The sequence below is a fragment of the Alteromonas sp. Mac1 genome, from assembly GCF_001562125.1.
Classification (GTDB): domain Bacteria; phylum Pseudomonadota; class Gammaproteobacteria; order Enterobacterales; family Alteromonadaceae; genus Alteromonas; species Alteromonas stellipolaris.
On sequence record NZ_CP013932.1, the window covers coordinates 2,291,994 to 2,306,518 of the forward strand.

At 44.2% G+C, this 14,525-nt stretch carries 12 protein-coding genes and 3 tRNA genes; 4 read left to right on the forward strand and 11 right to left on the reverse strand.

The features are described 5' to 3' along the window. Window positions 1–996, forward strand: coding sequence for a peptide ABC transporter ATP-binding protein (locus AV939_RS09750; protein ID WP_057793238.1), 996 nt, complete (start codon window positions 1–3; stop codon window positions 994–996). After that, window positions 993–1,799 (forward strand): ATP-binding cassette domain-containing protein, encoded by an 807-nt coding sequence (locus AV939_RS09755; protein WP_057793240.1) that lies wholly within the window; start codon window positions 993–995, stop codon window positions 1,797–1,799. Before AV939_RS09750 ends, AV939_RS09755 begins: the two co-directional genes overlap by 4 nt. Before the next feature lie 201 nt (window positions 1,800–2,000). Here the strand turns inward: AV939_RS09755 and AV939_RS09760 are convergent, their stop codons facing one another. The 10 genes from AV939_RS09760 to AV939_RS09805 all read right to left on the reverse strand — a co-directional run bounded on the left by AV939_RS09760 (window position 2,001) and on the right by AV939_RS09805 (window position 10,297). Beyond that, on the reverse strand, window positions 2,001–3,131 hold the full coding sequence (locus AV939_RS09760; RefSeq protein WP_057793242.1) for a sodium ion-translocating decarboxylase subunit beta: 1,131 nt from the start codon (window positions 3,129–3,131) through the stop codon (window positions 2,001–2,003). 3 nt (window positions 3,132–3,134) lie between these two features. Then, window positions 3,135–4,937, reverse strand: coding sequence for a sodium-extruding oxaloacetate decarboxylase subunit alpha (gene oadA, locus AV939_RS09765; protein ID WP_061997608.1), 1,803 nt, complete (start codon window positions 4,935–4,937; stop codon window positions 3,135–3,137). Between the two features lie 25 nt (window positions 4,938–4,962). After that, window positions 4,963–5,223, reverse strand: coding sequence for an OadG family protein (locus AV939_RS09770; RefSeq protein ID WP_061997609.1), 261 nt, complete (start codon window positions 5,221–5,223; stop codon window positions 4,963–4,965). A 163-nt stretch (window positions 5,224–5,386) separates the two neighbouring features. Continuing rightward, a complete protein-coding gene (locus AV939_RS09775; RefSeq protein ID WP_061997610.1) occupies window positions 5,387–5,863 on the reverse strand; it encodes an acyl-CoA thioesterase in 477 nt (158 codons plus the stop codon). Window positions 5,864–6,043: 180 nt separating this feature from the next. Further along, window positions 6,044–6,120 (reverse strand) — tRNA-Arg (locus tag AV939_RS09780). A 54-nt stretch (window positions 6,121–6,174) separates the two neighbouring features. Then, a tRNA-Arg gene (locus AV939_RS09785) sits at window positions 6,175–6,251 on the reverse strand. Window positions 6,252–6,292: 41 nt separating this feature from the next. Continuing rightward, window positions 6,293–6,383 (reverse strand) — tRNA-Ser (locus AV939_RS09790). Between the two features lie 283 nt (window positions 6,384–6,666). Next, window positions 6,667–6,858 (reverse strand): carbon storage regulator CsrA, encoded by a 192-nt coding sequence (csrA, locus tag AV939_RS09795; RefSeq protein ID WP_013785064.1) that lies wholly within the window; start codon window positions 6,856–6,858, stop codon window positions 6,667–6,669. A 133-nt stretch (window positions 6,859–6,991) separates the two neighbouring features. Beyond that, window positions 6,992–9,589, reverse strand: a complete 2,598-nt coding sequence (gene alaS, locus AV939_RS09800; RefSeq protein WP_061997611.1) for an alanine--tRNA ligase — start codon at window positions 9,587–9,589, stop codon at window positions 6,992–6,994. Between the two features lie 258 nt (window positions 9,590–9,847). After that, window positions 9,848–10,297, reverse strand: coding sequence for a regulatory protein RecX (locus AV939_RS09805; RefSeq protein WP_061997612.1), 450 nt, complete (start codon window positions 10,295–10,297; stop codon window positions 9,848–9,850). Window positions 10,298–10,380: 83 nt separating this feature from the next. Between AV939_RS09805 and AV939_RS09810 the strand changes: the two genes are divergently transcribed. Together AV939_RS09810 and AV939_RS09815 are read left to right on the forward strand one after the other, a co-directional pair. After that, window positions 10,381–11,727 carry a GNAT family N-acetyltransferase gene (locus tag AV939_RS09810; protein ID WP_231751185.1) on the forward strand — a complete coding sequence of 449 codons (1,347 nt, stop codon included), beginning with the start codon at window positions 10,381–10,383 and terminating at the stop codon, window positions 11,725–11,727. After that, window positions 11,724–13,802, forward strand: coding sequence for a M13 family metallopeptidase (locus AV939_RS09815; protein ID WP_061997614.1), 2,079 nt, complete (start codon window positions 11,724–11,726; stop codon window positions 13,800–13,802). The genes AV939_RS09810 and AV939_RS09815 overlap by 4 nt, the downstream gene beginning before the upstream one ends. Window positions 13,803–13,922: 120 nt before the next feature. Here AV939_RS09815 and betI read toward each other — a convergent pair whose 3' ends face one another. Further along, entirely contained in the window at window positions 13,923–14,504 is a 582-nt protein-coding gene (gene betI, locus AV939_RS09820; RefSeq protein WP_057793257.1) for a transcriptional regulator BetI, read from the reverse strand. Between the last annotated feature and the right edge of the window lie 21 nt (window positions 14,505–14,525).

Sequence of the window (14,525 nt, forward strand, 5' to 3'; positions counted from 1 at the left end):
ATGCCTATGCTAGATATTAAAAATTTGACCCTAGAAATGGTAGATGGCGACACCACTATTAAGGCGTTAGACAAGGTTAACTTAACCGTTAATACAGGTGAAATTCGAGCCCTTGTGGGTGAATCTGGCTCGGGAAAAAGTTTAATCGTGTCTGCCATTTGTGGTGCCCTGCCCTCGCAGTGGAGAATGACCGCAGATCGCATGAGCTGGAAAGGCGAAAACCTATTAGGTATGTCTAAATACCAGCGCAGAGAAGTGATGCGCCGAGATATTGCCGTGGTATTCCAAAACCCACAAACCAGCTTAGACCCCTCTGCCACATTAGGTGAACAGCTTGAAGAAAGTATTCCCGATGAATTTGTAGAAGGTTACTGGTTTTGGCAACGTGCACAGCACAGAAAACGCATAGCCATAAGCACAGTACACAAGGTAGGAATAAAGCAACACAGACATTATTTAAATGCCTACCCACACCAAATTCCCAGTGATATTGGGCAAAAGTTCATGATAGCCATGGCGTTGGTATCTCAGCCGAAACTATTAATAGCAGATGATCCCACCCGTGGAATGGAGCCAACCACTAAAACGCAAATTCTTAAGTTATTTACGCGTTTAAACCAAACCCGTTCGTTAAGCATATTGTTTGTGAGTCATGATTTGCTAGCAATCGCCAGTATGTCTCATTCCATGACGGTGCTTTACGCAGGGCAAACGGTAGAGTCGGGTAAAATGAAGCATATTAAGAAACGCCCGCTTCACCCTTATACCAAGGCATTGTTGGACAGCGCACCGAGCTTCAGAAAAGATTTACCGCCAAAATCACAATTACCGACACTAGGTGGCTCTATTCCTACGTTGCAGCATTTGCCTATTGGATGCCGGTTAGGCCCACGCTGCCCTCGCGCGCAGCGTGCCTGTGTTTCCAGACCTGCAGTAAGGCACATTCACGACCATACCTATAACTGCCACTACCCGCTGCATATGGAGAAGTTATGACAGATATTATGCAGGTAGATGGCTTAACGTTTAGGCATAACGACAAGAAACGTTGGCTAAAAAAACCCGAAATATTTGAACTGGGGCCTATCGACCTGACTGTGCAGCGTGGTGAAACCATTGCGATTATTGGTGAAAACCGCGCAGGTAAGTCATTGTTAGCCAAATTACTGGTAGGCGCTATTCCTGCTGATGAAGGGGTTATTGAGCTTAATAGTCACAAATATTTAGCGAAATACAATCAACACAACAATCAGCAAAAGCGCACCCATGATATCCGCATGATATTGCAACACAGTAGTGAGTCGATGAACCCTTCTGTGCCCGTGGGAAAAGTACTCGACGAACCCCTTCGTTTAAACACAGATTTAACGGAAGCGGAACGTAAATCTCTTATTGAAGAAATGCTGACAAAAGTGGGTTTGTTACGCGAGCATTATTATTTCTATCGTCATATGCTATCTGATGGCCAACAGCAGCGTGTATCTCTTGCACGCGCCATAATATTGAAACCGAAAGTCCTTATTGCTGACGAACCGTTTGCGGCACTAGACCCATCTATACGCTCTCAAACGGTAAACCTTATTTTGAAGCTACAACAGGAAATGGGGTTGGCGTTTATTTTCATTAGCCATAACTTGGGAATAGTTCGACATATCGCCGATCGGGTTATTGTGATGGAAAATGGCAATATTGTGGAAGAAGGGAAAACCGAAACGATTTTTCGTTGGCCTGAGCATGCCATTACTAAAAAACTCATAGTGGCTTATCAGTCGTTAATTACGAGCAATACTATCAGCTAGTTAACGTTAATCTCAAGATGCTTGGAAATTGATTTAAAGCAACCTTAAAACGATTCTGACCCTATTATTATAACGCTTTTCACATGCGCTTTATGCAAAAACAAAAAATGCGGCCTAGTGAAGAGGCCGCATTTTAGTTTTTAAATAAACGGGTTTATTAAACCTCGCCCTGTCGCCAATTTAAATAAATTGGCTAACGCATTAGCCTACTAGCGCCAGCAAGATACCTGCCGCAACTGCTGAACCAAGCACACCTGCCACATTGGGCCCCATTGCATGCATCAATAAGAAGTTATGAGGGTTTGCCTCAAGTCCAACCTTATTCACAACCCTTGCGGCCATTGGAACAGCCGATACACCAGCGGCACCAATCAGTGGGTTTATCTTTCCACCACTCATACGGCTCATTAGCTTAGCCATTAACACGCCAGTTGCAGTACCAATAGCGAACGCTACTGCACCTAACCCAAGAATGCCCAAGGTTTCAACGGTTAAGAATTTGTCTGCAGATAGCTTTGAACCTACCGCTAGCCCTAAGAAAATAGTAACTATGTTAATCAGCTCGTTTTGTGCCGTTTTGCTAAGCCTATCTACAACACCACACTCTTTCAGTAAGTTACCAAAGCAAAACATACCCACTAGAGGCGTTGCTGAAGGCAAAAACAAGATAGTTAGGAATAGTGTAGCCAGTGGGAAGATAATCTTCTCACGTTGCGATACAGGGCGTAATTGCGCCATTTCTATGGTGCGTTCTTCTTTGCTAGTTAACGCTTTCATAATTGGAGGCTGAATAATAGGTACCAGCGCCATGTATGAATAAGCAGCAACCGCAATAGCACCTAATAAATCGGGCGCTAATCGAGAAGCTAAAAAGATAGCCGTTGGACCATCAGCACCGCCAATTATAGCAATCGCGCTGGCATCTTTGAGAGTGAACTCAAAACCAGGGATCATGTTGAGCGCAATAGCACCGAACAAGGTCGCAAAAATACCGAATTGCGCAGCCGCCCCTAAAAGTAACATTCTAGGGTTTGCAATTAACGCACTGAAGTCCGTCATTGCGCCCACGCCCATAAAGATAAGCAGCGGGAAAACCCCAGTGTCTATACCGATAGCGTAAATGTAATGGAGCAATCCTCCCGCCTCTGAAAACCCGGCTAATGGAATATTGGTCAATAAGGCACCAAACCCAATAGGGATTAACAACAGCGGTTCAAACTTTTTCACAATCGCTAAGAACAGCAACAGGAAACCTACTGCCATCATGATTAACTGGCCTGACTCAAAATGCGCCAGTGCAGTGCTGTCCCACAGCACCATCAACTTATCCATGAATTACCCCAGCGCAATAAGTGGTTGAGCACTGGCTACGGCATCGCCTTCACCTACAAGTACTTCACTAACGGTACCGGAAACAGCTGAGCGAATTTCAGTTTCCATTTTCATGGCTTCTAAAATAATAACCACATCACCTTCATTCACAACATCGCCAGCACGAACTAGTATTTTGAACACATTACCGGCTAACGGTGCGTTAATGCTTTGCGCACTTTCACTACTGGATGAGGATGCCGGCTGAGCCGCTGGCGCTGCTGTAGATGGCTGACCTGGGGTTATACTAGATAACTCCCCTGATGCTGCTACTTCAACATGGTATACCTTGCCTTCAACTTTTACATCGTAGGCCGCTGGTGCGCCGGTAGCTGAAACGGGCGCAGCCGCTGGCACACTTGATGCTACATCAGCTTCAGTGCCAGGCGCAGGTTCAAATGCGTCAGGGTTGCCACGATTCTCTAGGAACTTCAGCCCAATTTGTGGGAACAATGCATAAGTAAGCACATCGTCAATCTTAGTATCTGATAGCGTAATACTTTTCTCTGATGCTAACTTAGTAAGCTCTGTTTCAAGGCTGTCTAGTTCAGGTGCAATATTATCTGCCGGACGACAGGTAATGGGTTGCCCACCATCTAACACGCGTTCTTGTAGTGCTTTATTTACTGGCGCGGCAGTTGCACCGTACTCGCCCTTAAGGACACCCGCCGTTTCTTTGGTGATACTCTTGTAACGCTCACCGGTGAGTACGTTCAATACAGACTGCGTACCTACAATTTGCGACGTTGGGGTAACCAGAGGAATAAAGCCTAAATCTTCACGTACGCGAGGAATTTCTTTTAGCACTTCTTCAAACTTATCTTCAGCGCCTTGCTCTTTTAACTGGCTTTCCATGTTGGTTAACATGCCGCCAGGTACTTGAGCTAGTAAGATACGGGCATCAACCCCTTTCAAGCTACCTTCAAATTTACTGTATTTTTTGCGCACGCCACGGAAGTAGCTGGCGATCTCTTCAAGATCGGGTAATGACATACCCGTATCTCGTTCTGTGCCCTCAACAATAGACACCATGGTTTCAGTTGCGGTGTGACCGTATGTCATACTCATTGAAGAAATGGCGGTATCAAGCATATCGATGCCAGCATCAATGGCTTTTTGGTAAGTCGCCGTGCTTAACCCTGTAGTGGCATGACACTGCATAGCAATAGGCACACTGACGGTTTCTTTTAAACCCGTAATTAGCGCTTCACAGTCGTAAGGCTTTAACAGCCCCGCCATATCTTTTACGCAAATAGAGTGAACCCCCATATCTTCTAGTTGCTTGGCCATATCTAGCCAAAGCTGAAGGTTATGCACTGGGCTCACGGTGTAAGAGATTGTACCTTGCGCATGAGCACCACTGTCGACGGTGGCTTTAATCGCTGTTTTCAGATTACGCATGTCGTTCATGGCGTCGAAGATACGAAATACATCAACCCCATTTTCATGTGCACGCTCAACAAAGCGTGTCACTACATCGTCAGCGTAATGGCGATAGCCTAATAAATTTTGACCACGCAACAACATCTGTTGCTTCGTGTTTGGCATTGCCGTTTTAAGCTGGCGAATGCGATCCCAAGGATCTTCCCCTAAATAGCGAATACAGGAATCAAATGTCGCCCCGCCCCAAGATTCAACAGACCAAAAACCTGCTTTATCAAGTTTTTCGGCAATAGGCAGCATATCTTCTATACGCATACGCGTAGCAAGTAGCGATTGATGGGCATCACGCAAGACTAGCTCGGTTAAGGCCAGTGGCTTAGACATGGTAACTCCTGAATGATTTGTTTAATTAATTTTTATTGGCTTGACGATGAGTATGAACAGCAGCGGTGATAGCAGCAACAACGTTACCATCGACACCAGCTTGAACCGCTTTTCTTCGGGGTGCAGCGTACTGCGGTGCGGCTTCGCCTGGAAATGCTTCACAAAATTTTGCAATTAGGTGAATTCCAACGATTAACAATGCTAAGAATGAAAAAACAAATACCATTCCTATGAGCATTAGTGAGCCGGCTTCAAGCAGCAAACTGGTAACTGATTCTGATCCCATAGCGAATCCTCAAATATTTTGATGAGGAATAAGTATCATGTGAGGGTATAAAACACAACAAAAAAGCAATCTAACTGCATAGAAAATCACGATTTATGCTGCTAAATATCAGCAAACTAACTATTTATGCTACCTCTTTGGATATTTTTTCAAAAAGAGACCCTTAATGAACACCTGTGGTTTCCGTGAAGTCAACATCAAGCTGTTTAGCAAAATTTTTAGCATGCATGGCAACGAGTTCTAATTGGAAGTCTTGCTCATCTTGAGGAGTGTAAGAAGGTACAGCAACTGGGTGACCTTCTTGATCAATCGCCATGAAGGAGATAAAGCAACGATTGGCGACTGTCATCTTGCTTTCTGTTGCCTCTCCGGAACTAACAGAAACATAGATATGCATACTAGATGTGCCCGTGTGTACAATAGAAGCCGTTAACTTTACCAACTGCCCCACTTTAATTGGTTTAATAAACCGAATTCCGTTGGCTGACACAGTCACACAATATTTCTTCGACCACTGCGCCGCACAGGCATAAGCCGCTTGATCTATCCACTTCATCACCACACCACCATGAACATTACCACCAAAGTTCACGTCGGTAGGCTCAGCTAAAAATTGAAATGTTATTGTTGCAAGTGACATGAGTACTACACCTTCATAAAGAAACTGCTGTACTGAAATGGTAGTCCATAATCCGAACAGGGGGTAGTACAACGCAGAGATAGGAGACTAAAGTGTATAGTTGGGTTGAAGCAATTTGTGCAGATCTGCAAATTAATCAGTAGAAATAAAAAAACCCACCAAATGGTGGGTTTTCTTATATGGCGCGTGTGGAAGGATTCGAACCTCCGACCGCCTGGTTCGTAGCCAGGTACTCTATCCAGCTGAGCTACACACGCGTAAACTTTTTTACTTTAAGGTGTTACCCCCAAAGGTGACGCATTTAAAAGAAGTGGCGCGTGTGGAAGGATTCGAACCTCCGACCGCCTGGTTCGTAGCCAGGTACTCTATCCAGCTGAGCTACACACGCGCAATAAAACTTTTGTTGACCGTCACACCATCAACGAACAATGGCGGAGAGGGAGGGATTCGAACCCTCGATACCAGTATTAGGTATGGTTCCTTAGCAGGGAACTGGTTTCAGCCACTCACCCACCTCTCCTTAAGTGGTGCCGCATTTTACGGATTCACTGGCCGGAGTCAAACCTTTTTTAGATAAAAATGTTTACTCGCTGTCATTTTGTACGATTCGTACAAAAAACCTGTGTTTTGGTTAGGTTATAATCAAATATTAGCGGGTTAATTTAAGATTGCACGCACTAACGCGAAATGAACTTTTTTAAAAAATATCGAAAAAAAGCTCATTTTTTTAAAATTAATTTTAAAAAAGTCCCAAAAACAAAAAAGGCCAGCATGAGCTGACCGATTTTTGTGCAGAGATTTGATTACTCAGCCGTTCCAGGTTGTCCACCCTTCTCAGCTTGAATTCTCATATAAATCTCTTCACGGTGCACAGAAACTTCTTTCGGTGCATTCACACCAATTCGGACCTGATTCCCTTTCACTCCTAGTACAGTGACAGTTACATCATCACCAACCATAAGTGTTTCACCAACTCGACGAGTCAAAATAAGCATTCGCTTGCTCCTGTTCCTTAATACTGAACATATCCTTAATTACTCCGCCACATATCGGCACGACCCGACAGTAGCAACAGTGATTCCATGTTTCTGTGTCACTTCAAAAACTCACTGCAAGTTTCAGATTTGATTATAGCTTATCTTCTAACCAAGCGTTAACTGAATCTAACGCTGTGCCTAGACACTCTGGCTTATCGCCACCCGCTTGAGCCATATCTGGGCGACCTCCCCCTTTTCCGCCAACTTGCGCGGCGATAAAGTTAACCAGTTCTCCTGCTTTCACTTTACCGGTAAGGTTTTTCGTCACCCCAGTGATAAGATTCACCTTATCTTCACTTGCCACACCTAGTACTACGATGCCTTCGCCAATTCGGTTTTTAATATCATCCATCATTGAACGCAGTGATTTCGCTTCAACACCTTCTAACTTAGCTACAAGTACTTTTACACCATTTATTTCAATAGCGTTACTAAGCATATCAGCACCTTGCTGACTCGCCAGTTTTTGTGTCGCAGAAGTGAGTAATTTCTCTAGTTCTTTAGTATGAGTCTGTACCGCAGTCACACGTTCAACCAAGTTTTGCGTATCGGTTTTTAACAAACTAGACAGCTCTGTCAGCGTCGCTTGCTGGTCTTGAACATAATATAGCGCCTGCTCACCGGTAATCGCTTCTATACGGCGTACACCTGATGCGATGCCCGCTTCGCTGGTAATTTTAAACAAACCAATATCGCCAGTACGGTTAACATGGGTTCCACCACATAGCTCTACAGAGAAAGGCCCCATAGTCACTACACGCACTTTCTCGTCGTATTTTTCACCGAATAACGCCATTGCGCCTGATGCTTTGGCTTCATCCAAATCCATCAATTGGGTTTTCAACGCATGGTTTGCACGAATTTCTTCGTTAACTCTACGCTCAACTTGAATAAGCTGGGCGGGTGTTACTGCTTCAAAGTGAGAGAAGTCAAAACGCATACGCTGTGCTTCTACTAACGATCCTTTTTGCGTGACATGGTCACCTAAGGTTTCGCGAAGTGCAGCGTGAAGTAAGTGAGTCGCACTATGGTTTTTCTTCACAGCATCACGGTTTGAATTATCGATAGCAGAAGTAACACGATCACCTTTTGCGATAGTCCCTTTTACTTTTCCTTTGTGAGCAAAAGCATTACCCATTTTTTGAGTATCGGTAACGATAAACTCGCCATTCACAACACGCAGTACACCTTTGTCACCAGACTGACCACCACTTTCAGCGTAGAAAGGCGTCTGATCTAATATCACTACTCCTTCTTGACCGTCTTCTAAACGCTCACAAAAGGCATTATCTGCGATAAGCTCTACAATGTTTGCTTCGCCTTCAACATCGCTGTAACCAGTGAAAGATGTAGTATGGTCAACCGCAAGCGTGTTGTTGTAATCGGCGCCAAAGTTACTGGCTTGTTGCGCACGGGCGCGCTGCGCCTGCATAGCACTTTCAAAGCCTTCCATATCAATTTTAAGGTCGTGTTCACGGGCAACATCGTTGGTGAGGTCGGTAGGAAAACCGTAGGTGTCATAAAGCTTAAACACCACGTCACCTGGAATAGTGTCACCTTCAAGGGTTTCTAGCGTATCGTTTAGCATCGCCATACCACGGGCTAGGGTTTTGCTAAACTGCTCTTCTTCTACTCGTAGTACTTTCTCAACTACCGGTAATTGGTCCACAAGCTCTGGGTATGCTTCACCCATTTCTTTGCTAAGTGCTGCAGCCAGTTTGTAGAAGAAAATATCGCTAGCACCTAACTGGTAACCATGACGTACAGCACGGCGAATAATACGACGAAGTACATAGCCTCGGCCTTCGTTAGATGGCATCACACCATCACAAATTAAGAAGCTACAAGAACGAATATGATCGGCAATAACCCGTAAGGATTTATTCTCTAAATCTTCAGTGCCTACAATTGTAGCCGCCGCTTGAATGAGGTTTTGGAACAAATCGATTTCGTAGTTACTGTGCACGTTTTGCAAGATAGCTGAAATACGCTCAAGCCCCATACCGGTATCGATAGATGGCTTAGGCAATGGGTCCATGGTGCCATCAGCTTGCTTGTTGTACTGCATGAATACCAGGTTCCAGATTTCGATGAAACGATCGCCATCTTCTTCTGGTGTTCCTGGAGGACCGCCCCAAATATGGGCGCCGTGGTCGTAAAATATTTCTGAACACGGACCACATGGCCCTGTGTCACCCATAGACCAGAAGTTATCTGATGTACTGATGCGGATTATCTTCTCTTTAGGTATACCAATGTGGTTTTCCCAAATATCAAAGGCTTCCTCATCTTCTGAATACACCGTAACCAGTAGTTTTTCTTTTGGAAGGCCTATTTCTGATGTTAAGAAATTCCACGCAAATTCGATGGCTTCTTTTTTAAAGTAATCACCAAAGCTGAAGTTACCTAGCATTTCAAAAAAAGTATGGTGACGGGCGGTATAACCAACGTTTTCTAAATCGTTATGCTTACCACCAGCACGAACACAGCGCTGAGAAGAAACCGCACGTGTGTAGCTGCGTTTTTCCGCACCTAAAAACGTATCTTTAAACTGGTTCATTCCCGCGTTAGTAAAAAGAAGGGTTGGATCATCTGCTGGTACGAGAGACGAGCTAGCCACAGGCTGGTGACCATGACTCTTGAAATAATCTTTAAACTTTTGGCGTAAGTCAGCAGTTGATAATGTCATTGAAAACCTAACTTCCTTAATACATTGAATGAGAATGTGCGAGATTGATGCTACTGGCCGATTAATCGTTAGATTAACTTTTCTAAGATTAACCTTACTAATAACCGCCTAGTTGTTTATGCATTTCATACCCTCGCACGGATGTGCGCAACAATACCATGGTTAGCGCTTTTTTGTTAAGCCCATAGCCTGCTCTAGCATTATAAATAAGCCCTTTTATACCCGTTATAAAGGGCATAAATGAATTTTATGCGATTTTTATTCACCCTTAACGGCAAATTCGATGTGTTCGCTATAGAAACCACGGTATTGAAGAAACTGCTTTTGCTTCATCAGCAGCTTGAAATCGGTTTCTTGAAACGGCCCGAACTTTTTATCTTTAACCCATTTCGCTTTTTCGAACCAATCAGGTTCTATTTCATCAAGGGCACGTTCAGCCGCAATTTCATCAACACCGTATTGCTGCAAATCGAGTTTAATTTTTCTAGGGCCAGAACCCTTCATATACAAAGCGCGGGCGCGACTTTCAGCAAAGCGCTCGTCACTTTGAATATCTGCTTCTCGAAAGGCTTCAAGCACAGGCATAAAAGCCTCACTTTCAATGCCTTTTTGGGAAAGCTTGCGGCAAATTTCTGAAAAGCTATGCTCTCGTCGTGCAAGCATGCGGGTAATCGCGTCGGTAATGAATTTTCTGTCAAATTCTGACATTTTATTAATCGAAACCTTCTTAAAATACTTTTCAATCTCGTTATATTACTATTAATGGTAATCTCTAGCGTCGTAGAACGAAAGTGAATAAAGTAAACGTGAGCATGGAATATAAGGTAAAAGTAGTTAATGCGGTGGCGGATATTCACCAAGCTACATGGGATGCGCTTGCTAGAGGCGAAGGCCCTTTCTTACGTTACGACTTTTTAAATGCGTTAGAACAAAGTGGATGCTGCAATGAAGCTTCTGGTTGGATACCGCAACACCTTGTCATTGAAAAAGCTGCTGTAGCTGACCAATCGCTTATAACTGAACAAGCCCTTGCAAATGATCAAGCCTCGTCTAACGAAGAACTATTCTCTGGATCAGATGAAAGTACGGTAGATGAAAGTACGGTAATCGCCATTATTCCCGGTTATTTAAAAACCCACAGCTATGGCGAATACGTGTTTGACCATTCATGGGCAAATGCGTACCACCAGCACGGTATTCCTTATTACCCGAAGTGGGTTTCCGCTATTCCTTTTACCCCTGTCACTGGTTCACGAATATTAACTCGCGAAGAAGCGCCATTTAGTGGCGCGCTTTTAGCCCTTATTTCCCAAGCTGTGCAATCCATGGGCGAAGAAACTATCTCTTCCTGTCATTGGCTATTTACCAATGCACGCACCCAAAAATTACTCGGTACCCATTCAGATCTGCTCACACGCTACGCCGTTCAATTTCAATGGCACAACTACGAATACACCAGTTTCGACAGTTTTTTAAATGCGCTAACGTCACGCAAACGTCGAGATATGAAAAAAACGCAACGTAAGCTTGTAGAACAAGGCATTCACTACCGACATTTATGTGGGAATGAAATTACCGATGAGGTACTCGATTTCTTTTTGCAGTGCTATCAAGCAACGTATTTAAAACGCAGCGGCCACACAGGCTATTTGAATGAGGCATTTTTTCATCAGTTGCGCGATACCATGGCCAACAATATGCTTATTGTCACTGCGTTTAAGCATGATTGCCCGATGGCCAGTGCGTTGTTTTTTTATGATGACTCGGGTTTATATGGCAGATACTGGGGGGCATTAGAGGAAGTCAGCGGACTACATTTTGCGTGTTGTTACTTTGAAGGCATTGCGTTTGCGATAGAGAAAAAGCTTCCACTTTTTAACCCTGGCACTCAAGGCGAGCATAAGATTCTTCGGGGGTTTGAACCTATTTATTGCCAGTCGCAACATCAATTGTTTTCGGCCCCCTTTCATGATGCTGTAGCGTCATTTTTACAACAAGAATCAGCACATATTGTTGCGTATTTCAATCAAGCCCAAGATGTTTTACCTTTTAATAACGATATAACACCTACCCTTAAAACGACAAACACCACTAACCCTTTGTTAGCGGTGAATAATCATAATGAGAAAACGATATGAAACAAAAACTACTCGCGCTAGCCATAGCAGCATCGCTAGGCTTAGCTGGCTGTGGTCAGCCAGAACAAAATAAACAACAAGCTGCTGACAAGATGGCAATGGAAGAAGAGCAAGGTCAAGCTGAACTAGGTTCATTTGGCGTAGACTTATCTGCCCGAAACGAAGCCGTTAAACCTGGCGACGACTTCTTCATGTACGCTGGCGGTACGTGGTACGACAATTATGAGCTTCCTGCTGACAAAACCCGATTCGGTGCCTTCACAGCCCTTGCTGAGCGCAGTGAAGAACAGGTCAAAAATATTATTGACGGGTTAATGGAAAAAGAAGACTTGAACGCTGATGAGCAGCTAGTTCATGACTTTTTTGTGTCTTATATGGATGTAGAAACCCTTAACGAAAAAGGACTTACACCGATTTCTGATGTGTTGTCGTCTATTGATGCTATTGCGTCAACCAAAGACTTAACTGAAGTATTTGGTAAAAGTTGGCTCACCGGTGCGAGTTCCCCTATTGATACGGGCATGTGGTACAACCGTTTAGATCCGAATGAGTACCAACTTAGCGTTGGCGTTGGCGGCCTTAGCTTACCCGATCGCGATTACTACATAAGCGATCACGAAAGGTTCGTAAAAATTCGTGAAGCTTACCTTGCTCACATCGAACAGATGTTGAACTTTGCAGGCGTAGAAAATGCCGCTGAGCAAGCTGCCACTATTCTTCAACTTGAAACCGAAATAGCAAACATTCAGTGGCCTCGTGAAAAACGCCGCGACCGCGACCTGACATTAAATCAAATTGAGCGCAGCAAACTTACCGATGCTTATCCTCAATTCGATTGGGATACTTTTTTAGCGCAAACCGGCTTTAAAGCCCCTGAACTTAATATCACCCAGCCTGAACCCATCAATGATGTCATAGATATTATCAATGAAACCAGCCTAGACGACTGGAAGGCTTACCTGACTTACCACACTATTAAAAACAATGCGGGTCTACTATCAGAAGATATTTATTTGGCCAACTTTGACTTCTATGGCACAACGTTAAGTGGTCAGCAGGAGCCTCGCCCTCGCTGGAAGCGTGCCGTAAGCCAAATGGCTGGTACTGAATCTTTAGGGTTTGCCATTGGTAAGATATACGTTACTGAGTACTTCCCTGAAAGTTCGAAAGCACAAATGGCCGAGCTGGTTGAAAATTTACGCACGGCACTGAACGAACGTATCGATAACCTAGATTGGATGAGTGAAGACACCAAAGTTAATGCGAAAGAAAAGCTGATGGCGTTTCGCCCTAAGATTGGCTACCCAGACAAATGGCAATCTTTCGACGGGTTAACTATCAACAGTGATGACTTGCTAGGAAACGTGCGTAATCTTAGAGAGTTTTTCAAAGCTGAAGGTATTGCGAAAGAGCTAGAAAAAACCGACCGTGAGCGTTGGGGCATGACGCCACAACGTGTTAACGCGTATTACAACAGTTCGTTTAACGAAATTGTATTCCCTGCTGCTATCCTCCAACCACCGTTTTTCGATCCTAATGCTGATGCCGCAGTAAATTATGGCGCAATTGGCGCGGTTATAGGTCATGAAATGGGCCACGGTTTTGACGATCAGGGTTCTAAGTCTGATGCCAAGGGTATTCAGCGTAACTGGTGGACTGACGAAGACCGCGCTGCGTTTGAGAAAAAAGCCAATATGCTGGCCGAGCAATACAATCAATACGAGCCGATTGAAGGTAACTTCGTTAATGGTCGTAACAGCTTAGGCGAAAACATTGGTGATGTAGGTGGTTTGTCTATGGCTTATCACGCTTACAAACTAAGCTTAAATGGTGAAGAAGCACCGGTTATTGATGGCCTAACTGGCGATCAGCGTTTCTTCCTTGCATGGGCGCAAGTGTGGCGTGAAAAGCGGACCGAAGAGAGTATGTTGAACCAGTTACGTGGTGGAACACATGCACCGGGACGCTACCGTGCGCAAGCACCACGAAACCACGATGCTTGGTATGAAGCCTTTAACGTGCAACCTGGCGATGATTTGTATCTTCCGCCAGAAGAACGAGTTCGTATTTGGTAATGTTAGTGGATACCCATGCGGACGCTTTGTCCGTGTGGGCTTCTTTGATGACAGTATATGTATTTGCAGCATTTATGATTGAAGGCATTTAATGTCATATTCCCTGCTACCACGCCGCTTTTATTGATATTGTGATACTACCAATCGTACATAACGCTTCACTGCGTTACTCGTCCTAATTACATTTTCCTTATTATTTTGCTTTTCACCTTCAAGGGCATTGCGTAACCAAAAACCATCTATCATAGCTGCGGTAGACAACGCAGCCTCTTTGGCATGCTCCCTAGGAATAAGGTTTGCAAAACTATAAGTTAAGTTACTTTCTAACCGTTTGTGGTTTATTCGTTGAAGACGGTGTAAGCCTTTGTTGTGCAGTGATAACGCCCAAAAATTCAACCATGTATTGGTGGCTGAGGATTCTTGCTGTTCACCGGAGAAATTGCTTTCAATAATGGCGTCTAAGCGATCTATATGGCTGCTAAAATCACCCTGCAGTTTCAACTTTTCTAACAAATATCGCATAGCAGCTTCAATCAGCCCCTGTTTATCACCAAAATAATGGCTAATAATACCGGTTGAAAGACCCGCTTGTTTACTAATTAAACTAATTGTGGCGCTGTGAAACCCGTGTTCAGCTATGACCACCAAAGTGGCATCGATTAGCTGCTGCTTTCGAATGGGCTCCATTCCTACTTTAGGCATGTAACTGCTCCATACCGTATG